Annotated in this window: 20 protein-coding genes; 11 read left to right on the plus strand and 9 right to left on the minus strand. The window is 66.2% G+C overall.

Translation table 11 applies throughout. The features are described 5' to 3' along the window. Entirely contained in the window at nucleotides 1–810 is an 810-nt protein-coding gene (locus OH799_RS09085; protein WP_406277837.1) for a DUF72 domain-containing protein, read from the plus strand. 206 nt (nucleotides 811–1,016) lie between these two features. Here OH799_RS09085 and OH799_RS09090 read toward each other — a convergent pair whose 3' ends face one another. From OH799_RS09090 to OH799_RS09110, 5 genes are all read right to left on the minus strand, one after another. Further along, nucleotides 1,017–1,340, minus strand: a complete 324-nt coding sequence (locus OH799_RS09090; RefSeq protein WP_406277840.1) for a CopG family transcriptional regulator — start codon at nucleotides 1,338–1,340, stop codon at nucleotides 1,017–1,019. After that, complete coding sequence (locus OH799_RS09095) at nucleotides 1,333–1,611, minus strand: hypothetical protein (RefSeq protein WP_406277843.1); 279 nt, start codon at nucleotides 1,609–1,611, stop codon at nucleotides 1,333–1,335. The genes OH799_RS09090 and OH799_RS09095 overlap by 8 nt, the downstream gene beginning before the upstream one ends. Before the next feature lie 45 nt (nucleotides 1,612–1,656). Further along, on the minus strand, nucleotides 1,657–3,501 hold the full coding sequence (locus OH799_RS09100) for a DUF4153 domain-containing protein (RefSeq protein ID WP_406277846.1): 1,845 nt from the start codon (nucleotides 3,499–3,501) through the stop codon (nucleotides 1,657–1,659). Nucleotides 3,502–3,576: 75 nt separating this feature from the next. Continuing rightward, nucleotides 3,577–4,629 (minus strand): ATP-binding protein, encoded by a 1,053-nt coding sequence (locus tag OH799_RS09105; RefSeq protein WP_406277849.1) that lies wholly within the window; start codon nucleotides 4,627–4,629, stop codon nucleotides 3,577–3,579. Nucleotides 4,630–4,637: 8 nt separating this feature from the next. Next, a complete protein-coding gene (locus tag OH799_RS09110) occupies nucleotides 4,638–5,330 on the minus strand; it encodes a response regulator (RefSeq protein WP_406277852.1) in 693 nt (230 codons plus the stop codon). Between the two features lie 565 nt (nucleotides 5,331–5,895). Between OH799_RS09110 and OH799_RS09115 the strand changes: the two genes are divergently transcribed. From OH799_RS09115 to OH799_RS09150, 8 genes are all read left to right on the plus strand, one after another. Further along, complete coding sequence (locus tag OH799_RS09115) at nucleotides 5,896–6,552, plus strand: RskA family anti-sigma factor (protein WP_406277855.1); 657 nt, start codon at nucleotides 5,896–5,898, stop codon at nucleotides 6,550–6,552. 290 nt (nucleotides 6,553–6,842) lie between these two features. Beyond that, nucleotides 6,843–8,018, plus strand: coding sequence for a thioesterase domain-containing protein (locus tag OH799_RS09120; RefSeq protein WP_406277859.1), 1,176 nt, complete (start codon nucleotides 6,843–6,845; stop codon nucleotides 8,016–8,018). A 314-nt stretch (nucleotides 8,019–8,332) separates the two neighbouring features. After that, nucleotides 8,333–9,049 (plus strand): endonuclease/exonuclease/phosphatase family protein, encoded by a 717-nt coding sequence (locus OH799_RS09125; protein WP_406277862.1) that lies wholly within the window; start codon nucleotides 8,333–8,335, stop codon nucleotides 9,047–9,049. Nucleotides 9,050–9,111: 62 nt separating this feature from the next. Then, on the plus strand, nucleotides 9,112–9,843 hold the full coding sequence (locus OH799_RS09130; protein WP_406277866.1) for a formylglycine-generating enzyme family protein: 732 nt from the start codon (nucleotides 9,112–9,114) through the stop codon (nucleotides 9,841–9,843). Between the two features lie 115 nt (nucleotides 9,844–9,958). Then, complete coding sequence (locus OH799_RS09135; protein WP_406277869.1) at nucleotides 9,959–10,486, plus strand: hypothetical protein; 528 nt, start codon at nucleotides 9,959–9,961, stop codon at nucleotides 10,484–10,486. A 490-nt stretch (nucleotides 10,487–10,976) separates the two neighbouring features. After that, complete coding sequence (locus OH799_RS09140) at nucleotides 10,977–11,561, plus strand: copper chaperone PCu(A)C (RefSeq protein WP_406277872.1); 585 nt, start codon at nucleotides 10,977–10,979, stop codon at nucleotides 11,559–11,561. Next, nucleotides 11,554–12,747: a Dyp-type peroxidase gene (locus OH799_RS09145; protein ID WP_406277875.1), complete on the plus strand. Its 1,194-nt coding sequence runs from the start codon at nucleotides 11,554–11,556 to the stop codon at nucleotides 12,745–12,747. The genes OH799_RS09140 and OH799_RS09145 overlap by 8 nt, the downstream gene beginning before the upstream one ends. 587 nt (nucleotides 12,748–13,334) lie before the next feature. After that, a complete protein-coding gene (locus OH799_RS09150; RefSeq protein ID WP_406277878.1) occupies nucleotides 13,335–15,725 on the plus strand; it encodes a hypothetical protein in 2,391 nt (796 codons plus the stop codon). Nucleotides 15,726–15,986: 261 nt separating this feature from the next. Here OH799_RS09150 and OH799_RS09155 read toward each other — a convergent pair whose 3' ends face one another. The 3 genes from OH799_RS09155 to mmsB form a co-directional block, all read right to left on the minus strand. Next, the gene (locus OH799_RS09155) at nucleotides 15,987–16,277 is read right to left on the minus strand and encodes a hypothetical protein (RefSeq protein ID WP_406277881.1); all 291 of its coding nucleotides are present in this window, start codon (nucleotides 16,275–16,277) and stop codon (nucleotides 15,987–15,989) included. A gap of 140 nt (nucleotides 16,278–16,417) precedes the next feature. Continuing rightward, nucleotides 16,418–17,902 carry a CoA-acylating methylmalonate-semialdehyde dehydrogenase gene (locus OH799_RS09160; RefSeq protein WP_406277884.1) on the minus strand — a complete coding sequence of 495 codons (1,485 nt, stop codon included), beginning with the start codon at nucleotides 17,900–17,902 and terminating at the stop codon, nucleotides 16,418–16,420. A 23-nt stretch (nucleotides 17,903–17,925) separates the two neighbouring features. Further along, nucleotides 17,926–18,819: a 3-hydroxyisobutyrate dehydrogenase gene (gene mmsB / locus OH799_RS09165; protein WP_406277887.1), complete on the minus strand. Its 894-nt coding sequence runs from the start codon at nucleotides 18,817–18,819 to the stop codon at nucleotides 17,926–17,928. Nucleotides 18,820–18,964: 145 nt separating this feature from the next. On the opposite strand from mmsB, the gene OH799_RS09170 reads away from it, so the two are divergent. Further along, complete coding sequence (locus tag OH799_RS09170) at nucleotides 18,965–19,894, plus strand: LysR family transcriptional regulator (protein WP_357262273.1); 930 nt, start codon at nucleotides 18,965–18,967, stop codon at nucleotides 19,892–19,894. A gap of 133 nt (nucleotides 19,895–20,027) precedes the next feature. Here OH799_RS09170 and OH799_RS09175 read toward each other — a convergent pair whose 3' ends face one another. Beyond that, the gene (locus OH799_RS09175) at nucleotides 20,028–20,609 is read right to left on the minus strand and encodes an HdeD family acid-resistance protein (RefSeq protein WP_406277891.1); all 582 of its coding nucleotides are present in this window, start codon (nucleotides 20,607–20,609) and stop codon (nucleotides 20,028–20,030) included. 276 nt (nucleotides 20,610–20,885) lie between these two features. Between OH799_RS09175 and OH799_RS09180 the strand changes: the two genes are divergently transcribed. Next, the gene (locus tag OH799_RS09180; protein ID WP_406277894.1) at nucleotides 20,886–21,872 is read left to right on the plus strand and encodes a glycosyltransferase family 9 protein; all 987 of its coding nucleotides are present in this window, start codon (nucleotides 20,886–20,888) and stop codon (nucleotides 21,870–21,872) included. Nucleotides 21,873–21,937: the final 65 nt, after the last annotated feature.

The raw sequence follows: 21,937 nt of genomic DNA on the forward strand, positions 1-21,937 counted from the left end.
ATGGGCCAGATCCGAGTCGGCACGTCGGGATGGGTGTATCCGCCCTGGCGCGGGGTGTTCTACCCTGCGGGGCTGGCGCAGAAGCGCGAACTGGCCTACCTGTCCGAGCGGTTCGACAGCGTCGAGATCAACGGCTCCTTCTATTCGCTGCAACGTCCGTCCAGCTATCGAATGTGGGCCGAGCAAACCCCGGACGACTTCATGTTCGCGGTGAAGGGCAGCAGATTCATCACCCACATGAAGCGGCTGCGCGACGGCGACACGCTGCTGGCGAACTTCCTCGCGTCCGGGCCACTCTCGCTCGGGCCGAAGCTGGGCCCGATCCTCTGGCAGCTGCCACCGAATTTCCCGTTCGACGCACAGGTACTCGACGCGTTCCTCGCCCGCCTTCCCCGCAGCACCGCGCAAGCCGTCGAGGTCGCGCAGCGGCACGACCACCGGGTCGATCCCGCACATACGACGACCGACGCCGACCGCCCGATGCGGCATGCCATGGAGATCCGGCACGACAGCTTCGTGACCCCGAGGTTCACCGAATTGCTCACGCGGCACGGCGTCGCGCTCGTGGTCGCCGACGCGGCGGGCAAGTACCCGCTGCTGGAGGAGGTCACCGCGGAGTTCGTGTACATCCGGTTGCACGGACACGACGAGCTCTACGTCAGCGGGTACACCGACCACGGCCTGGACATGTGGGCAGCGAAGATCCGCGGATGGGCCGAATCCGGCGACGTATACGCCTATTTCGACAACGACGCGAAGGTGATGGCGCCGCGCGACGCCATGGCTCTGCGGACCCGACTCGCGGCCTAGTCGTCCTCGGCGAGGACCTCGAACCTGGTGATGCGCTTCCCTTCCGGCTCGAAGGCACATCCCTCGGACCGAGCACTGCTCGTGCTCTTCCTCGATCGCGATGATCGCGATAATTCGCAGGCGCCACGTCGGTTACCTCACCACCACCGACGAGTTCGCCGCGCAACTCGATCGGATTCTGTCCCGCAAGTGACGCGCGGACTCCTCTACGCCGACTCGCGCAGCGGGTGCAGCGCGGCGAGGGCGCGCAAAGCGTCGGCGCGGGAGATGGGCTGGTCGTTCTCCAGGGCCGCCAGTTCCAGTTCGATCCAGTCACGGATGAGCGCCGACATGGTCACGTTGCGCTGTTCGGCGGCCTTCTTGACCCGCTGATGCAGGTCGAGCGGAATGCGCAGGGACGTGGTCACGGTGACCGTGTCCTCGGCGCGCAGCGGCGGCGGCACGTCGGCCGGCGCCATGGGCGCGTCGGTGTATTCGAGGCCGGACAGGAAGTCCTGGACATCGTTCGGGTTCGTCGGGTAGTCAGTCATCGGCGTGCTCCCAGCGCTCGAGTTCGGCCGCCTGCGCGTCGGTCATCTCGACCGCGCCCAGGATGTCCCACTGCCAGCCTTCGGTGCGACGGACAGCAACGATGAGTGGCCGACCGGCGTCGGTGCGGCCCCACACCGTCAGGACCGCCAGCTCGTTTCGGCCACGCGCCCGCCGAGGCCATCGGCGGGCACCCATGAGCACCTGAGCCACCTCGCGAGGGTCGATCCCCACCAGCGACAACAATGCCCACTCAGGCCAGTTATAACCCACGATCAGCGATAATACAAGCGTATTGCGCGGCTGATCGCCCGCTGGCTAGCGCGCATTCGCGCGGGAGCGGTTCCAGCTCTGCCAGCTGTCCTCCTCGAGATCGGCGCGCAGTCGGGCACGCAAGTCGGTGCGCAGCGGTTCGGGGAGGCGATCGGTCGCGGGAAGGGTGTCTGGCGAGAGAGTGCCGAGGTAGTCGACATCGAACGACCTGCCCTGGTGCCAGCGGTCTATGTTCTTGTCCGCGATCAGCCGTTCCGGGTCGAGGACCGCGAGGGCGAGCACCGTGACCATGGCGGAACCGAGCACAGCCCGCGGCAGCCACGAGCGTTCCAACCACGCTACTGCCACCAGAACCTGGAGGTAGACCAGACCGAGCCACAACTCACAGACCTCGACCACCAAGCGAAGGACCGTGAAGCCGTAGGCCTGCTGGTAGGTCCACATGCGGCCGAGGGCCGAGGCGACCATGATCAGCGCGAGCACACTCACCACCGTGAGCAACCCGCGCAGCCACAGCCGGTCGGCGGCGGTGTCCTGGGCAGCCCAGCGCAGCACGAGCACGAGAACTGCCAGGGTCAGGACGGTGACCGCCGACAGTTGCCAGAACCCGCTGCGGGCGTACTCGGCGTAGGTCAGGCCCGCGGTGCGCCGGACGTATCCGTCGCCGCCGAAGAGCGCGACGAACTGGGCGCCCACGAACGCCGTGAACAGGATCGCGAGCGCACCGACCGGCAGCACCCACTCCGGATGCCGCAAACTCCCGCTACCTCCTGCCGAGGCGGCGGCGGGCAGCGGCGGACCGGCGAGCACGAACATCGCCCCCAGCGCACCGAGCGTGACCACCGCGAACAGGACGATCCACCGTGCCACCGATGACGCGTCGAGATCCGGCGTCACCGTCTCGAGCAAGGTCGCGAACGTCGCGTCGGCGCTGCCGAGCAGCGGCACGAACACCGCGAGCAGCACGATGGTCACCACCGTCGACAGCCCGAACCGCCACCCCCGCTTCGCCTTACTCGCGCGCACCCGGCTCATGCCCGCGTACACCCACGGGACCGCGGCCAATGCCTCGAGCGGAACCGCGACGGTGTCATAGAGGACGCCGTTCGCCGATCGGTGTCCGACGACGGCCAGCGAACCGGCCACACACGCCGCGACGACACACAGCGCGAACAGCCACCCCGCGGCCCGGAACGCCCCGACCGCGAGCAGGGCGAGCGCGAGCGTTGTCCACCAGGCCCTTCCCGAGCTCTCCCTGCGCTGGACCACCGCTGGTTCGGGTCCGCCGTGTCGCATTCCGCGATCACCGTGTCCGACGCCGAGGGCACGGCCGAACGGACCTCGGAGGCACCGGACGAATCCGGGCACGAACTGCCGTTCGGTGTCCGATTCCTGAGCAGTACCTTCCGCGGTTTTCAGCTCGACGGTCGAGTCCGCGGCACTCCTGCGGGCGTTGCGGTCGACGAGGAAGACCGCCACCGCGGCCACGGTGCCCGCGAGGACCCAGCCGATACCCGGGCGATCTCCCGGGACCAGGATCGCGGCGGCCAGCCCGGAGACCAACGCGGCGGGCACCACCCCAGGAGGGGTGGCTACTCGGCGCCACTTCGGTGGCGGCATTCGGATCAGCGGAGTCGGCTGAGCCGCTATCTGGGACATCGGCGCGGCGTCCCGCGCCTGGGCTTTCGATTCGACGGTGCCGGTGGATTCGCCCCTGGAGCCATTTCCCTGTGGCGCCGTAGCGTCCTGTACCGGAGCAGGTCGCGCGACAGACTCCGGCACCGGGTCGGCGGCTGATTCGAGGAATCCCGACCTCGAATCACCGGGGATGTCAGCCTCCGGTAAGGACGATGTCTTTGTCCTCGGCGCGGGTTCGGGCGTTTCGGGCATGGTTGTTCCCTCCTCTGGGCGTACGGAATCGCCCCGGGATCCCTCATGGCGGCCCGGGTTGTCTGGGGCGGTAAGTCAGGGATTCGGCAGAACCACTCGAATGCGGGAGCCGGGGTCGGCGACGGCGATGGTCCCGCCGTGCAGGTCGACTACCCATCGGGAGATGGCGAGGCCGAGTCCGGTGCCACCGCCCACGGTGCGGCCGCCGCGGGTGAAACGGTCGAAGACAGTGGCGCGCTCGGCCGGCGGGATGCCGGGCCCTTCGTCCTGCACGTCGATGACGACCTCGCCCGGGGCCGCCCGCGCGGCGACGCGGACTTCGCCACCTGTCGGGCCGTGCCGCGCGGCATTGTCGAGCAGGTTGAGCAGCACCTGATGTAAACGAGCACGGTCCGCGTACACGCGAGCGGCGCCGGGTGACACGTCGGTGTGGAAGCGCACGCCGCGTCCGAGCGCGGCTGTCATGACCTCGGCCTCGGCGACGACCTCGGCCAGCAGCGGCGCGATCGGGAAATCTTCGCGGTCGAGCGGGAAGGCGCCCGCTTCGATGCTGGACAGGTCGAGCAGTTCGGAGACCAGCAGGCTCAGCCGCTCGGTCTGGGCCAGTGCTGTGCTCAGCGTCGTCGGATCGGGTTCGGAGACGCCGTCGACCAGGTTCTCCAGCACCGCGTGCAAGGCCGTGATGGGCGTCCGCAGTTCGTGTGAGACATTCGCGATGAGGTCGCGGCGTTGCTGGTCGGCCGCTGCCAAGTCGGCGGCCATCTGGTTGAACGCCACCGCCAGCTGCCCCACCTCGTCGCGTGAGCTCGCCCGCACCCGACGGGTGTAGTCGCCGTGTGCCATTCGCTTGGCCGCCGCCGTCATCTCGCGCAGCGGCCTCGTGATGCCGTGCGCGAGGAACTGCGAAGTCACCAGCGCGATCACCACCGCGGTGATCGTCGTTCGCGGCGGCAGCCATCCGATCTTGAACCGGAAGAAACCGAACGCGACCCCGCCCGAGCACAGCATGAGGATCGCCAGCTTCAGCTTGATCGACTGCACCGGATCCAGCGGCCGTGGCAACGCCTCGGCCACTCGATCGCCCGTGCGGCGGACCCATCGCCTAGCGACGGCCCCTGAAGCAGCCATGCCCGGATTCACCGGGCCTCCAGCGCGTAACCGACACCGTGCACGGTCCGGATCAGGTCGGCGCCGAGCTTGCGGCGCAACGCTTTGACGTGACTGTCGACCGCGCGACTGCCTGCGGCGTCCGCCCAGTCCCAGACTTCTTCGAGCAGCCGCTCGCGCGCGAGCACGACGCGCGGGCGACGAGCGAGGCGGGCGAGGAGGTCGAATTCGAGCGGCGTCAGTTGCGCCTCGACGTCGGCGCGCCACACGCGACGCTGGTCGATATCGATGCGCAGATCACCGACCAGGATCGTGGTGCCGTCGCGATCGACGGCGCGATCCACCCGGCGCAGCAGCACATGCACTCTGGCCGCGAGCACACGCAAGGAGAACGGTTTGGTGAGATAGTCGTCCGCGCCGACACCGAGGCCGATGAGCTGGTCGGTTTCGTCGGTGCGCGCGGTGAGCATGAGCACCGGGACCGGGCGGCCCGCCTGGACGCGCCGGCACACCTCTAGCCCGTCGAACCCTGGCAGCATGACGTCGAGCACCACCAGGTCGGGCTCGACGCGCTCGACGGCGGCGACCGCGGAAGGACCGTCGTGCGCCACGTCGACGGTGAAACCCTCTGCCCGTAGGCGCGCCGCGACGGATTCCGCGATCGTCACCTCGTCGTCCACCACGAGAATCCGTCGCGATGCGGGCGGTGCGCTCTGGTCCATGAACGGAACCCTAGCTACCCGCTGTGGAGAGATCTGTCGCCGATTGTGGAGATTCCGTGTGCATTCCCGACTCGATCGGCGACGGCGCCGCAGCGCCGTTACGCACGGACAGGCATCGAATCAGACACCCGGACGGCTCGGGCTTGGGGACCGGTCGCTCAACAGCCTGCGAGAGCCTGATCGACCGACTGGTCGCACGGTGAGTCGAGGTCGCCGCCGGCCCGGTGTACCCTGCAAGCGTGGGCGCTCGCGGGCAACTACGACCGCCTGCTGTCGAGCCCGATCGACCGGTTGCTGATGCTGACCCACCAACAGGCGGCTGACGCAGCACACGGAGGAATCCTCGGCGCCGTCTACGGCTGCACCCACCTTGGCCGGGACCACGACATCGTCGCCGAAGCGGTCATCCACCGTTTCGACGAGCAGTCCTGGTGGACTACCTCGGCACGCTCACCGAGGTCCAGCAACGTCGCCGACCATCTCGCCGTCCAAGTACCCACCGTCAAGAGCCGCATCGGAGACGGCCTCGAACGGCTCCAGACCTGTCTGACAGGAAGTGACCGGCATGATGGAGATCGAGCAGTGCCATGCGGACCTGCTCGACTTGGCCTACCCCTACGCGATGGACGCCGTAGCCGAGATCGAACGCCGCAGTATCGAAAAACGTCTGGCTGAGGCGGATCCCCGGACCGTCGCGGCATTCTCGAGCATCGTGCGCGGGGTCAGGGAGACGCTGGCGGCGCTTACCGTGGTCGATGCCGTGAATCCGCCGCCGACACTGGAGGCGAAGGTTCTCCGGTCCCTCAACGAGTTGCCCGGCCGGGTGCGACCCGACCGGCGCGGTGTCCGGTCGGCGCTCAGGCGGGTGCCGCGGCTGGCCCGGCTCGTCTTTGCCGCCGCCGCGGTGATCGCCGCAGCCGGAGCGGGAGGCGTGGTGATCGCTGAGCGGATCACATCCTCAGCACGCCGAGCGGATCACCGTCGAACAGGTACTCGGGTACACACCTTCGTGATCCCGCGACACCGCACCGCTCGGGCGCCTGCTCCCGATAAGCACCTCGGCGTGGCTCGGGGCCGTCGTGGCGGAGTTCGACGCGGTACCCGCGTCGCTCCCCGAGTGGGCACAGCAACTCCGACTGGTCTCCGCCGACGAGGTACCGCGCAGCGCTCGAGCCATTCGACGACCAGTGTCGGCGCGAGTCCGGCCCGGAGTGGGCGGTGACAATGTCGACGCGCGCAGACAGAGCACGGGGGCGGGTCGTCAACGACCTCGGCGAGCGCTTGGTGCTGTCGACGAGGCTCGTGCGATGGCGCAGGTCGAACCGGGCGATATTGTGGCATTTCGGTCGAGAGCCGTCGATATCGCGGTAACCACAAGTTCTTCAGAATGGGAGGCGGTCAACGATTAGTGGGGCCCGGCGGTACCCGGCCCCATACACCACACCCGACACCACCACACTGATCACCCACCTCGCACCCCGACTACCCACCCACATGATCCCGTCCTCGATCATGGTGCTGGACCGCCTACCCCGCACCGCCACCGGCAAACTCGACTACAAAGCCCTACCCAGCCCTGAGGAGCGCTCCACCCCGTTCCGGTCGCCGTCCACCCCACTCGAGGCCACCGTCTGCGACGCCTTCACCCAAACCCTCGGCATCGAACGAACCGGCCTCGACGACGGCTTCTTCACCCTCGGCGGCAACTCGCTGACCGCCACCCAACTGGTAGTGCGATTAGAGGAATCGACCGGTATCACCGTGCCGATGCAGTGGATCTTCACCGATCCGACACCACAATCACTGGCCCACCGCATCGAAACTCGCCTCCACGGCCTCGAAGAACACGACCCTGGCGACGCGCTCACCGTCATGCTGCCACTACGCGCCGCCGGCACCGAACCACCACTGTTCTGCATCCACCCAGCCGTCGGACTGGCGTGGGGTTTCAGCGGACTCGTGCAACACCTCGACCCCGACCGACCCGTCCACGGACTGCAATCCCCAGCGCTGACCGACCCCACCGCGCGGTTCGACACACTCGACCAACTCGCCGCCCGCTACGTGCGCGAGATCCGATCGGTCCAGCCCCACGGCCCTTACCACCTACTCGGCTACTCACTCGGCGGCACCATCGCACACACCATCGCCATCCAACTCCACAACGACGGCGACCCCGTCACCACCCTCGCCATGATGGACACCCGCGTCGTCACCGCCCACACCACCCGCACGCCCACACCCACCATCGGAGAGTTCGTGGAGATGCTTGCCGAGTTCGGCGGCCTCGCCGTTCCACAGGGCCCCGACGACGTCACCATCAAGGCCGCAGCCGAGTCGCTGCAGAAGCGAGGCGGACCTTTCACCGCCGTGACCCCCGAGCATCTCGCGATCGTGCACCGCGACTACACCCGGCTCGTCGACCTCACCTGGAACCACCGGCCGGCACTCTTCGACGGTGACCTGATCTACTTCAGCGCCACCGACCACACCGACGACGGCCCCTCTCCGGCTCACGCATGGAAGAACTACATCACCGGCCGTATCACCGAACACCACATCCCCGCCCAGCACGTACGGATGACCGACCCCGACGCGCTACGCGCCATCGGACTCGTCCTCAGCGAGCACTTCCGCAACACCCTTACCACCTCGCCGGAGCCTGCCACCTCAGCGAGGACAAGGTGAATCATGAGCACCGACCGAATCGTCGAGACTCGATCCGGCGTCGAGCCGACCAACCAGTCTCGCCACGAATGGATCGACACCTACTTCAAAATCCTTGCCCCACGATCCCTGCGTTCATCACCACAGCTATGTCCGACAAACTCGTACAAACACATCCTCGCAAGGACCGCCCCGAGGTCGGGTCTGGGCCCCGCGAGCCGATCTCCGGGGACAGCAGCGGCCGCGAGGTCGAACATCGATCCCGCGGGAGGCCAACAGACTGTGAACACTGACACGTTGCGAAATCGCTGCGAAACAGGTGTCCTAACATCGCGATGGTGATCACAGTCGCCACTTGGAACGTTCTGCATCGTGTTCATGCCGAGAATTGGTATGAGGACGTGGCGACTCGATGGCCGGACGAGGGCGCGCGGATCGCCGCGATCACCGCGCGGGTGGCAGAACGGACCGAGCAGGTCATCGCGCTGCAGGAAGTCAGCGGGGATCAGTTGGCCGGCCTGCGCCTCGCATTGCCGGGCCGGACCTTTCACGCCTTGCGGTATCAACGCCTTCCGACCCCGCGCCGTGTACCGAGTTCCCTTCTCGACGGCGGTGAATACCTCGTGGTGCTCACCGAAGAGCCGAGCAGGGAACTCGCAGCCGAGTCGTTCGCGCAGGACCCCGGCAAGGGCGCGCTCGTCGTCGACGCCGCCGGGCTGGTCGTGATCGCCACCCATGTGACCGGCGACCGGCGACGCGCCACCCAACTTGCCCGACTGACCGAATTAGCGAGCACCACAACCGAACACGCCACCGTTCTGCTCGGCGACTTCAACACCGACCGCGGTTCCGTCGCCGCCGGTCTCGGCGACGGCTTCGCCGTGGCCGAGAGCGTCCCCGGCGGACCCCCGACCCGCCCGCGGGAGTCCGGAGCAAAGTCTCAGCACATCGATCACGTAGCCGTCCGCGGCGCCCACGTCACCGATCTGACCGTCGACGACATGGGTGGGGTATCGGACCACAACCTCGTCCACGCGGCTGTCACCATGTGAATCGCCCGCCATCGAGCAGACCACAGCGACGCACACGGCACACTCGGTAGGCTGACCGCGATATGAGCGTTGAACCGCCCCCGGCCCACACGGTCTCCCTCCGCATGATCAGCCTCCCTGCCGGGGCCATCGTGCTGCGCGACGAAAGCAAGAAGACGACTCGACGAGTCGAGGTGGCCGCGTTCGACCTGGCACCCTACCCCGTCACCCACGAGCTCTTCGCCGCGCTGAGCGGCGCGGCGACGACAAACGCCGCGGCCACCCTCGCCCCGGCGACCGATGTCTCGTGGACCGAGGCCGTCCGGTTCTGCAACCTCCTGTCCGACGCCGCCGGGCTCACCCGCTGCTACACGATCGGCGGCGACCTCGACGCGCGAGATGTGGTCTGCGACCAGGCAGCCGAGGGCTACCGCCTCCCCTCCGAGGCCGAATGGGAATATGCCTGTCGTGCGGGCACTTCCGCTGTGCGATATGGAGATCTCGACGAAATCGCCTGGTACCGAGAGAATTCCGGTGGCGTTGTGCACCACGTGGCCACCAAAGCGCCGAACGCGTGGGGGCTCTACGACATGATCGGCAATGTCTGGGAATGGTGCTGGGATGTCTACGATCCTGAGGTCTACGGTCCGTACCGGGTGTTCCGCGGCGGCGGCGCGTTCGACCTACCCCACAGCTGCCGTGCCTCGTGCCGTCGTAAAAGTCACCCGACCTTCCGCATCGACGACCTCGGGTTCCGTCTGGCCCGAAGCCGTCTCGGGGGCGAAGGCAGCATGTCGCCACGTTCGGAACGGTGACAAATCGGCCATCCGGCCTCGGGTAGTAGACGCTGCGATCGTCCGTAGCCGGGAAACATAGTCGCACATTCGATCCGGTGCGGCCGGCTACTACGACAGTAAGTAGTATGGACCGGTGCGAAATCCGATCGACGTGGCGGCGCGGCTGCGCGGCGCGTTCGTCGGATCAACGTCCGGTGCCGTGAGTATCGCCGCGCACGCCCTGGGCGGCGGAGCGATCTCCCCTGGCGCACCCTCGACCGCATTGCTGATCGCCGCATGTATCGCGGTGGGGGTGCTGGTTGCTGCCCGACCGAACCGGCGCGGGCCCGGCGAGGTCATGGCGATGCTGGCGATCGGGCAGACCGTCGCGCACATCGCGCTGACCCTGTCCGCCGGACATCAGCACGACGCGAGCACGCCGACGGTGATGCTCGGTGCCCACCTCGCGGCCGTTCCGGTCGGTGCGCTGCTCATCCGCGCCGTCGAGCACACGGTGCTGCGGGCGGCGTCCGACATGCGGCGCACGGCGCGCATCCTGTCCGACGGTCCCGCCGCGTCCCTCCGAGTCCGCACGCCCGCGATCGGCGGCCCTCGCCCCGGTCCGCGGCGCCTGCTGGCCTGTTCGGGCTTCGGCCTACGGGGCCCACCGACCCGGCGCTGACCTTCTTCCTGTCGTCCGCGAACCCGGTTGCCATTGCCGTACGGAACTTTTCAGTAGTGCAGGCTAGGCGTGGACCACTCCACCGCGAATCGACTATGCCCGGCTCGGACCGCGTCCGCGTTGTTCGGGCGCGGAGGTCGAACGGCCACCATGCCGCGGGAAACCTCGTGGGTAGGGAACGCTTTCACTTCGCCTCCGCGCCGGGCAGCACACCCGGACGCCACAAAACTCGTGGTCTGCGGATTCGTCCTCGGACAGCAGTTCGATCGGCACCCGAGCGCTCTTCCGAGTGCCTCGTGCGCGGCGGAGTTCGCGACATCTCCGTAGAACAGCGAACCGTCACGACTCCCGGCGTGCACGCCGTCAGGCCCGCGCCCGCCGAGCGACCCGAAGGAACGTCCGGCGGTCCGAGGAGCCGGAAGAGCTCGGACCACCATCCGGGCACGGCCCTCGCAACGGAATCAACAAACCTCACACCATCGGAGCTTGCATGCGTATCAGCACTTTTCCATCGCCCCGCACCGGTTCGCGCACCTCTCGCGTCCTACGCTGCGCAGCAGCCGCCGCGGCGGTGCCCTTCCTCCTGGTCGCCTGCTCATCGAATGACAAGCCGGATACCGCGAAATCCGCGGACGCCGTGACCATCACCGACCAGTGGGTCAAGGCGGCCGACAGCGGAATGTCGGCGGCATTCGGCGATCTGAGCAATAGCAGCGATACCCCGCGCACGGTGGTGTCGGCATCGAGCCCCGCCTCCAGCCGCATCGAGTTGCACGAGGTGGTCGCCGACGCGAACGGGACAAAAGCAATGCGCCCCAAGCCGGGCGGCTTCGTGATCCCCGCGCACGGGACGACCCGACTGCGGCCAGGCGGCGATCACATCATGTTCATGGGTTTGAACGGACCGCTGCGCACGGGATCCGAAACGCCGGTCACACTCACCTTCGATGACAACTCGACCACGACGTTCTCCGCCCAGGTGCGCGACTTCTCCGGCAACCAGGAGAACTACGTGCCCGACCACGCGAGCGGCGAGCACGGCACCGGAGCGCAGACCCCCGCGCACAGTGGCTGATCAGACCGGCCCGCGACCCGCACGGATCAACCGGCGGCGTCTGTTCGGCGGCGGTGTCGCCGCGGGCATCGGGCTGGGCGCGGTCGCGCTGACCGGACGGCGCGAATCCGGAACGCCACAGACGACGGTGCCGTTCTACGGACGGCACCAGGCGGGCGTCGCCACCGCCCCACAGTCGAATGCGACCTTCGTCGCATTCGATCTGAGGTCAGGCACGGACCGCGATGACCTCATCGGCGTGCTGAAGATCTGGACCGACGACGCCGCCAGACTGACCCAGGGGCGCCCCGCGCTCGCGGATACCGAACCCGAGCTCGCGCGGCGCCCGGCTCGGCTGACGGTCACGCTGGGCCTCGGTCCCGCAGTGTTCACCGTCGCTGACCTCGAGCACCGCAGGCCGTCCTGGTTGCGCGCGTTGCCGCCGTTCGACATCGATCGGCTCGAATCAGCCTGGACCGGCGGCGACCTGCTGCTGCAGGTCTGCGCCGACGAGGCGACCACGGTGTCCCACGCGGTGCGTGTGCTGTGCCGGAGCGTGTCCTCGCTGGTCATCGTGCGATGGATGCAGCGCGGGTTCCGCGACGCCGCCCCGGGAACGACGCCGCGCAATCTGATGGGTCAGGTCGACGGCACGGTGAATCTCGCGCCCGATACCCCTGATTTCGGCCGCCTGGTGTGGGACGACGGCGATGTACAGCCGTGGTTGGCGGGCGGCACTTCGTGTGTGCTGAGGCGGATCGCGATGGCGCTGGACACCTGGGACGAAATCGACCGAGAAGGACGCGAACTCACCATCGGACGCACCCTCGCCAACGGTGCGCCCTTGACCGGGACAGACGAGTTCGACGAGCCGGATTTCGCGGCCGCCGACGCGACCGGCATCCCGATCATCCCGCTGTCCTCGCACATCGCACGTGCCCATCACGCACACGACGGCGAACGATTCCTGAGACGGGGCTACAACTACGACGACGCACCGGCTCCCGGCCAAACCTCGAACTCGGGTCTGCTCTTCACCGCCTATCAACGCGACGTGGACGCCCAATTCCTCCCGGTCCAGCGCCGCCTCGCGGAGTTCGACGCGCTCAACGTGTGGACAACACCGATCGGGTCGGCGGTGTTCGTCCTCCCGCCCGGGGTGTCGGCGCCGGGAAGCTACCTCGGACAGCCGCTGTTCGACTCGTGACGCGCGTTCGGTGCCGGCCGTGCGAGCAGGCCTCAGCGGGCTGAACAAAGGGTCACCCCGCCATTCCCACGATCGGGAACACCGGCCGGGGAGACGGGGCGTGCTCGAGGCAACCTGTAAAACAGGTCCGGATGGACATCCTCGACGGTGCCCCGACGAACCTGTCCTTATACAGCACAGGAAGCAGTTTGTCCCATGATCGACTGACATATCTCTTCGGTCCTCGTCGGAATTTTGGTACCTACAACAATGATCACGATCGCCAGCCCTCAATCTTCGAACCGCTCTGGCTTCGCCGCGATACCCCTTCGCGATGGACCTGCGGCCGCCCGAGTCAACACCGAGCCGTCCATCGACACCGCGGGCCGGCAGCACAGCTATCCCAGTGAGTGTGCTGATTTCGGTCGCGCGCGTTACCACCGCCCCGAGGCACCGACGAGGCGGCCCCAGTTCGACCGTTATATATCCGTTACGCCAAAAATATATTGAGCCGACATCTAACGGGACGTTTGATGGTGTACCAATAAGGCGTAACCTAGATGCAACCTGGGATCCAGGGTGCGGAGTGAAGACGTATGCAACTGCTCATGAGGCTTGAACTGGACTCCAGCCCACGCAGCTCGAGCGCGTGGGACATGGACTGGTCCCTGCGGGCCGCAGTGGAGCGATGCCGCGTCTGGGCTCATGCCACCCGTCGACGACGCGTCACCGTCCGCCTCCTGATCACCTTGCTGTTCCTCCTGGTGGCCTCGACGGTCGCCAGCGGTGCGGCCAGCGGGCGCACCGACACCGCCACTTCGACTGGGAGCAGATCCTCGATCGACGGGCTCTCCTGGACCGGCATCAAGGACTCGTCCGGAGTTCCGTTGTCGAACTACATATTCGCTACCCAACCCAGCCTTTTCAACCTCAAAGGCAACGGGGTGTCGATTGTGCTGGGGCTGCTCTTCGCGATCTTCATGGTCTTGGTGATCTGTGCCATCTGGATGGCCCTGTTCGTGGCGGATTTCGGTTGGCTGACTTGGCTCGGCAAACCGTTTACCGCGGTCGCCGACGGCCTCACGGGTACGTTAGCCACCCCGCTCGTATTGGTCGTGTCGGTCACGATCGGTGGGGTCTTCGTAGCGGTGTTCATTCTGCGAGGACACCCCGCCAAAGCCGTAGTGCAGGTCTCGGTAATGTTTTTCGTTGCCTTGTCCGGCGCCACATATCTTGCGCATCCAATGGCCGATGTGTTGTCGTCGGACGGCCTGCTGGCCCAAGGGCGCGATGTCGGGATAGCGGTCGCCGCGGGATTGAACGGCCAGTCGACTCCGAATCCGAAATCAATAGTCGAGGGGTTCAGCACCACCTTGGCCGACAATTTCGCGCGGCATCCGGTGCAGGTATGGAATCTCGGCCAGGTCGTCGACGATTCGCCCGGCTGCCGTGCGGCATGGTCATCGGCGGTCCTGGCAGGCAGCGAATCACAGCTTGCGGAAGGTATGCGGCGGTGCGGCGACACCTCAGCCCAAGACAGAATCGAGAACCCCACTTTCGGACAGGTCGGCACCGGCCTGGTGTTGTTGATCTTCGGTGCGATTCTGCTGCTGTTCCTGGCCTACCTCTCGATCAAGATCTTCCTCGCCGCACTCTCGTCGATATTCCATGCCATCCTGGCCATTTTCGGTTTCGCCGCCGGCGGATTCATATACGGCCCCACCCAGGCGTTCTTGGTCCGCAACCTCGTCGGCATGGTCGGCGATGCCTTTTCGCTGATTGTTCTGTTCGCATTCGAAGGTGCCTACATCCTGGTGCTGGACAGCATTTTCCGGTCGGCGCCCGAGAACGGTATTGCGGTGATCTTCGTCGGTGGCATAGTGCTTATCGCGGGTTTTGTGCTGTTGCGCCGTCTCGATCTCGACCTGATCGGTGGCCAGAGCCGGATGGCCGAAAAGATTCGCGCGGTGCTCGAGGGCAGGCCGGTCCCGACCTTCCAAGGTGACACAACAGGACACGATTCCCTCCGCTACGGGCTGTCACCGGGTCACGTGCTCGGAAAGTCACTGAATTTCCTCGCGGAAGCCAACGCAAACCCCATAACCTCCTGGATGCTCCGTCGCCAGAACCCATTGAACTACTGGGCGAAGCAAGCACAGGACATGAACGAAAAGAGTTACGAACTGCTGCATGGAAGGGTGCCAGCAGGGACTGAAGGAAGCCTTCAGGGCCGCGCGAGCCTGTTGGCGCGTGAGTACGATGCGGCCGTCCAAGACGCAATAGACATCGGAGATTTCCCAGGCTTCAACGCGCGCTCCGCCGCCGCGGCCATGACCAGGGTCCAAGACCTCGGAGGCAGCCGTGCCGACGGAATGAGCGCTATGGCGGCCTTCAGCGCCAACCACGCTTCGGGGGGTTGGACCAGGGAACAGATCCGACGTGCAGGCCGAGCAGCCACCCAAGTAGACGCAGCTGCCGAGGACAACCCGGCAATGTACAACCCCCTGGCAAGGGCCGCCGCCGCATTGGACCTCGCCAGTATCAACGGGCGTGGTACCGACGGGAGAGCCTTTGCCTACCGCGCTCGAGCTGCAGAAGAGGCAAGCCTGTTCGCCCTCCGCACCCGCACACCCGGGGACCCCGCGCGCACGTGGAACACCAGTAGCCCCCGAAACCACAACGAGAGACTGGTCGCCGCAGTGATGCGGGACTACGGCACGTACGAGGAATTCGTGAACGCTGTAGGCGCGCTCGGCCAACACACTCCCGGCCGCCCTATTACCAGAGAAGATGCCGTCCGAGCCTTTGCCATTGCCGACGAGGACACCCGCCTCCACATCGGGAACATGAGCGCGGTGAATGTGAGGCAACATACGGCACGATTTTTCGATCATCCGCACAACGACAATATTTTGAGAGACGCAATGGCACACAAGGCGAGGGCCATGAATATCGATCGACTGCTATCCGGCACCAATATAGGCCCGTGGACCAACTAGTATCCTCCGATAGTTAGGTGATCGCTAGGTGGCAACATCGCGCATCAATCGCATTGCGGGCTGATCATCCGCATCGCCACCATATCGGCCGACCGCTCATCGATGATACGAAACAGCTCGTCCTGACCTTCTTTCCCAAGTATCTGCCCCGAGAGTTGCCGAGCAGAACATCGCCGTCGGCTCGAAGTATGTCGAGGGCTCGTTCGGCCTCGACGGCGGACGCAGTCACGTAGCGTCGCAGGTAATTCGCATATCTCGAATTCACACCCCTGGTGGACCGAGATCACCGATAGGAGGTTGCTCAACGGCACCGATCAGTCGGTTGGGCGCCCAGAGTTGGTCGGCGTCGCCAGCGGTGAGCCGCCCTCGGTAGACGTCGATCTTATGGTCGATGAGCTCGAGGTTCTCCTGTAGCTCAGCGAGTTCGGCGGTCACGTCGGCGCGGTGGGACTCCATGAGGGCAAGTCGTTCCTGCTCGTTGCCGTGCCCGGCGGATTCGAGTTGGGCGTTCTCGATGTCCAGGATCGAAGGTTGGGCAGGTGTTTCGGCCACAGCTGTTGCGAAGGATCCGGTAATCGCGTGCGGTTATCGACAGAGACGGCGAGACGCTGTTCCTTGCCGGAAGCGGGGCGGTTCGCAGTGATGCCTTCCCACTCGATCAGCGTCACGCAGCGGGCCGGCACGCCGCAGGTTCACGCGTTGCTCGGAAACCCCAGGTCGATCTGGCTTTCCGAGGCGTCCGGCCAGCGGGTCGTGACGACCTTGCTGCGCGTATAGAAGTGGATGCTCTCGGGACCGTAGATGTGCGAGTCGCCGAACAGCGACTTCTTCCAGCCACCGAAGGAGTAGGCGCCAACCGGCACCGGAATCGGCACGTTGACGCCGACCATGCCGACCTCGATGTCGAATTCGAACTCGCGGGCGGACTTGCCATCTCGGGTAAAGATCGCGACACCGTTGCCGTAGAGGTTGGCGTTGGTGAGCTCGACGGCTTCCTCGTAGGTGCCGACCCGGACCACCGACAGGACCGGACCGAAGATCTCGTCGTCGTACACCTTCATGCCGGGCCGGACGTTGTCGATCAGGCTCACCCCGATGAAGAAGCCGTCGGAGTCGAAGACTTGCTCGCGTCCGTCCACCACGACGGTCGCGCCTTCGACGGCCGCCCCGGCGACATAGGACGCAACCCGGTCCCTGGCCTCTTTACTGATCAGCGGACCCATCTCGGAGTTCGGGTCGGTGCCCGCGCCGATGCGGAGTGCGCCGAGCCGCTCGGTGACCTTACCTATCAAGGTGTCGGCGATATCGCCGACCGCCACCAGCACCGACACCGCCATGCAACGCTCACCGGCGGATCCATAGGCCGCGGAGACGGCGGCATCGGCCGCGGCGTCGAGGTCGGCGTCGGGCATGACCACCATGTGATTCTTCGCCCCGCCCAGAGCCTGCACCCGCTTACCGTTGCTGCTTGCACGCTGGTAGATCGCTTCCGCGATCGGTGTCGAACCGACGAAACTCACCGCGGCGACCTCTTTGTCGTCGATCAGCGCGTCGACAGCTTCCTTGTCGCCGTGAACCACATTGAGTACACCGTCGGGAAGACCTGCCGCACTGAATAATTCGGCAATGAATACCGCCGCGGACGGGTCCTTCTCGCTCGGCTTGAGGATGACGGTATTGCCACAGGCGATCGCCGAGGAGACCATCCACAGCGGCACCATGGCCGGAAAATTGAACGGCGTGATACACGCGACCACGCCCACAGGCTGCTTGACCTGATGAACATCGATTCCGCGCGATATCTGCTCGGAGTGCTCACCTTTCAGCAGATGTATCAACCCAGCGACGAACTCGACGTTCTCCATGCCGCGCGCGATCTCCCCCGCGGCATCGTCGAGCACCTTGCCGTGTTCAGCAGTGATGATGCGGGCCAACTCCTCCCGCCGCTCCGTCAGCAGGTGCCGGAGCCGGAAGAAGACATCCGTTCGACGGGCAAGACTGGTTGCTCGCCATGATGATCGGGCACTCTTGGCGATCTGGACGGCGTCGGCGACCTCGGCGGCCGACGCCAATCCCACCTCGGCGGTCACCGCTCCGGTGGCCGGGTCGAAGACCGGACCGGTGCGAACACTGGAATCAACGCGTTTGCCGTCGATGTAGTGCGGAATTCGAGTCATGCTCGGGGCCTTTCGGATTCGATTCAGCCGACGGTCGGGTCGATGTGCTTGATGATCAGCGAGCAGTCGCGGCCGCCGAGTCCGGTGTCGATGAGCTCCTGGAGTTGTGCGGCGACGATGGTCGCGGTGGGCAACGGGGTGTTGGTCGACTTCCCGGCCCGCAGCGCGAGGCCGATGTCCTTATTAGCCAGGTCTGCGGTAAAGGTGGGCGCGAATCCATTATTGGCAGCAGAGGTTTCGACGATCCCGGGAACCGGATACCAGGTGCGCAGCGCCCACGAATCAGCGGAGGAGACCGAAGCCACGTTCCAGAACACCTTCGGATCCAGGCCGAGGCGATCGGCGAGCACCGCCCCCTCGGAGCAGGCCGCGAGGTTGATCAGCAACATCATGTTGTTGCAGATCTTCGCGGCCTGACCGGACGTGGCCCGGCCGGTGCGAATGATATTGCCGCTCATCGCGTCGATGATCCCGGCGGCCGCGTCCACCGCGTCCGGCTCACCACCGATCATAAAGGTCAGAGTGCCCAGTGCGGCCCCGCTGGTACCACCGGACACGGGCGCATCCACGAAACGGAAGCCACGCTCGCGGGCGGAGGAGTGCAGTAGTGCGGCCGAATCCATATCGATGGTCGAGCTGTCCACCAGTAGGGTCGAGGTCGCGGCATGCGCGAAAACGCCGTCCTCGCCCTGATACACGGCGAGGACGTGTTCACCCTTGGGCAGCATGGTGAACACCGCGTCCACCCCGCGCACGGCCTCGGCGATCGACGCGACGGGATTGACTCCGTGTGCTGCGGCCGAGTCGAGCGCTTCGGGGTTCACGTCGTAGCCGTGGACTGTGTGCCCGTTCTTGATGAGATTCGCGGTCATCGGGGTGCCCATATGCCCGAGACCGATCCACGCGACTGTTGCCACCGCGGTGCTCCATCCTGATTCGAAGTGGAATTCTGACGTGATACGAGCCACGCTATGGACCAATTCAGTGAAGATCAATGCAGTTCAACGCCCAGTTTTGCAGTAATATGCTGCAAATTTGCAGGCGATGTGGTGAGGTTGCGCCATGTCCGTCGCACGCAGCGCCCCGGCCACCGGCCAACCCAGTCCCGATGATCTGCTGGTACTGCTGGCGGTGGCCCGGCTCGGCAAATTCTCGGCCGCGGCCGACGCACTCGGAGTGAACTCGACGACCGCGTCGCGGCGAATCGCCGCACTCGAGAAGATCATCGGTGGGCGGGTGCTGGTGCGCGGGTCCGGAGGCTGGGAGTTGACCGAACTCGGACGCGGCGCACTGGTGGTGGCCGAGGAAATCGAGAAGTCGCTGCAGCAACTGGCGACCCCGCTGCAGACGCGCCGCGAGGGGGTCGGCGGACTGGTGCGCATCGCCGCTTCGGATGGGTTCGCCGCACATTTCGCGGTGCCCGCGTTGGCGCGGCTGCAGGAAACCTATCCCCGATTGTCGATCGAGCTGATCAGCGCCACGCGGCGCGTCCAGCAGAACAGGTCCGGCGTCGACCTCGAGATCGTCGTCGGGCGGCCGAACGTCCACCGAGCGATCGCCCGCCATCTCACCGACTACTACCTCGGTCTCTACGCGAGCGATGACTACCTCGGTCGCCACGGTAATCCGGGCAGCCTTGCCGACTTGGCCGACCATCGCCTCGTCTACTACATCGAATCCGCGCTGCAGATCGACGAACTGGATCTTGCCGCGAAATTGCTGCCGCATCCGATGACCAGCATGCGTTCGACCAGTGTCTTCGCCCATGTCGAGGCGACCGTCGCGGCGACCGGTGTCGGCATCCTGCCGGTCTATCTGGCCGACCGACGCCCGCAGTTGCGCCGGCTGTTACCGGCCGAATTCAACCAGCGCATCTCGTACTGGACGGTGGCGCGGGAGGAAGCACTGCGCAGCAATGCCGTCCGAGCGGTGCTGGAGGCGCTGCGTGTGGAGGTCCGCGCCCGCGGCGGTGAATTACAGGGCGGCAGCTGACCGTTCGCCAGACTTCTACGAAACCACATCCGGTGAGCGGACACGAGCACCTCCCACCTGGGCCGACAGATCGCACGAGTCGGCCGAGCGGTCTGTCAGATCCCGGCGGGAGGTGCTCCCACACATCCCTCTGTCAGGCGGCGGCAGTGATCGCCGTGGCGTCCTTACGCACTCCGAACGCGACGATGATCTCCACAATGCCGAGCACGATCAGCCATACCCCCGCGACCGCGGTCAGCGTGGCCACCGAGCGCACCGGCCAGATGATCAGTACGACACCGGCGATCGCGGTCAGCACGCCGAAGAACGCCTGCCACCAGCGGCCCGGCAATCCGGGCTCGGAGATCGTGGCCATCAGCAACGCGACGCCGCGGAACAGCCAGCCGATCCCGATCCACAGCCCGAGCAGCAGGATCGAGGTCAGCTCGTCACGGAAACAGAACACGCCGATCACGATCGACAGCACGCCGCTGATGAAGGCAAGCACCCTGACCCCGGTGCCGGCCGGCGTACCGAAGGCGGCCAGCAGCTGCAGAAAGCCGGTAACCACCAGGTAGATGCCGAAGAGGATGCCCGCGGCCACCAATGTCGGGCCCGGCCACGCCAGAATCAGAATGCCAAGGATCACCGCGAGGACGCCGGTGACCAGAACGGACTGCCACGCCTTGCGGGCAAGGGACTGCAGAGGACCCTCTAGCACGCTGTTCGTCGTCATAGCCTGATGCTATGCCGCATCACCAGTGTTTACTGGACATTTGCCACAGAGAAGGCGTTACGCTCTGCCGCTGCTACCCGGCAACGAGGTCGAGAAACAAGGTTTGCGATGCCGCAGCGGAGATGATTGGTGCGGAGGTGATCGACAACGCCGTCGCGTCCACGTTTACCGCCCGAGTGGTCGGGTAGTCATCCCTAAGTGACTCTCGTCGTGTGCGCCTCTGGGGTGAAAACGGGTGGGTCGGGTTGGTGAGGCTCGGGTGGCTAGGAGAAGAGGGTGGCGGTTCTGCTCGTGCTACAGGCACGCGGGCTCGGTGATCTACTCACCGCGGTCCCGGCCTTACGCGCCCTGCGCCGCGCCAAGCCGCACGACCGCATCCTGTTGGCCGCCCCGCAGCGACTCAAGCCGGTCGTGGACTTGATCGCGTCAGTGGACACCCTGGTGCCTACTGCCGAGCTCGGCAGTCTGCGCTGGCACGAGCCCGCCCCCGAACTCGCCGTAAACCTGCACGGCCCGAGCGCCGAAAGCATTGTCGCTCTGGCCAAAACGCAGCCGAAACGCGTGCTGACCTACCACAACTCGGCCTTCCCCGAACTTCCCGGCCCCGAGTGGCAGACCGACATGCACGACGTGGACCGCTGGTGTCATCTGCTCGAATCCGACGGCATCGTCGCCGACCGCCGCAATCTCGGGCTGCTCCCACCGGTATCGACGACCAGCCGCCGGGACTGCGTCGTCGTGCACGTCGGCGCGGGGGCCCCGGCGCGCCGCTGGCCGCCGGACCGGTTCGCCGCGGTCGTCCGGCACCTACTGGTGCTTGGTCGCGAAGTCGTGCTCACCGGAGACGAGTACGAACGCGAGCTGGCGCTGAGCATCGCCGCGCGCGCCGGACTGCCCGTCAGCCGGGTGCTCGCCGGCGAGCAGAACCTCATCGAGCTGGCCGCCACCGTCGCCGAGGCCGCGCTGGTGATCTGCGGCGACACCGGCGTCGCGCATCTGGCCACCGCGTTCGGCACCCGCACAGTCCTGCTGTTCGGCCCGACCCCGCCGCGATGGAGCGGACCACCCCCGCATCTGCTCGGCAGGCACGCCGTGCTGTGGGCGGGCCAAGTCGGCGACCCGGACGCCGACGCCCCCGACCCGGGTCTGCTGCGGATCGACGTTCCCGAGGTGATCGACGCGGTCGACAAGCAGCTGCACCAGCGGAACTTATCGAGCACGGGCGCCGACGGCCGCAGGGCGGCCTATCGTCGCGTGGGCTGACCGCGCCGTCCTCACGATCCCATCCGGGATGGCGGCCCGTTGCCTGTGCGACCCAGGTATCGGGA

It is taken from the genome of Nocardia sp. NBC_00881 (assembly GCF_045207455.1).
In the GTDB taxonomy this organism is placed as follows: Bacteria; Actinomycetota; Actinomycetes; order Mycobacteriales; family Mycobacteriaceae; genus Nocardia.

Excerpts from the sequence above, each read along its gene's own strand:
- OH799_RS09085 (WP_406277837.1), top strand. The coding sequence starts at position 1 with ATGGGCCAGATCCGAGTCGGCACGTCGGGATGGGTGTATCCGCCCTGG.
- OH799_RS09090 (WP_406277840.1), bottom strand. The coding sequence starts at position 1,340 with ATGACTGACTACCCGACGAACCCGAACGATGTCCAGGACTTCCTGTCC.
- OH799_RS09100 (WP_406277846.1), bottom strand. The coding sequence starts at position 3,501 with ATGCCCGAAACGCCCGAACCCGCGCCGAGGACAAAGACATCGTCCTTA.
- OH799_RS09105 (WP_406277849.1), bottom strand. The coding sequence starts at position 4,629 with ATGGCTGCTTCAGGGGCCGTCGCTAGGCGATGGGTCCGCCGCACGGGC.
- OH799_RS09110 (WP_406277852.1), bottom strand. The coding sequence starts at position 5,330 with ATGGACCAGAGCGCACCGCCCGCATCGCGACGGATTCTCGTGGTGGAC.
- OH799_RS09115 (WP_406277855.1), top strand. The coding sequence starts at position 5,896 with ATGATGGAGATCGAGCAGTGCCATGCGGACCTGCTCGACTTGGCCTAC.
- OH799_RS09120 (WP_406277859.1), top strand. The coding sequence starts at position 6,843 with ATGGTGCTGGACCGCCTACCCCGCACCGCCACCGGCAAACTCGACTAC.
- OH799_RS09125 (WP_406277862.1), top strand. The coding sequence starts at position 8,333 with ATGGTGATCACAGTCGCCACTTGGAACGTTCTGCATCGTGTTCATGCC.
- OH799_RS09130 (WP_406277866.1), top strand. The coding sequence starts at position 9,112 with ATGAGCGTTGAACCGCCCCCGGCCCACACGGTCTCCCTCCGCATGATC.
- OH799_RS09140 (WP_406277872.1), top strand. The coding sequence starts at position 10,977 with ATGCGTATCAGCACTTTTCCATCGCCCCGCACCGGTTCGCGCACCTCT.
- OH799_RS09150 (WP_406277878.1), top strand. The coding sequence starts at position 13,335 with ATGAGGCTTGAACTGGACTCCAGCCCACGCAGCTCGAGCGCGTGGGAC.
- OH799_RS09160 (WP_406277884.1), bottom strand. The coding sequence starts at position 17,902 with ATGACTCGAATTCCGCACTACATCGACGGCAAACGCGTTGATTCCAGT.
- OH799_RS09170 (WP_357262273.1), top strand. The coding sequence starts at position 18,965 with ATGTCCGTCGCACGCAGCGCCCCGGCCACCGGCCAACCCAGTCCCGAT.
- OH799_RS09175 (WP_406277891.1), bottom strand. The coding sequence starts at position 20,609 with ATGACGACGAACAGCGTGCTAGAGGGTCCTCTGCAGTCCCTTGCCCGC.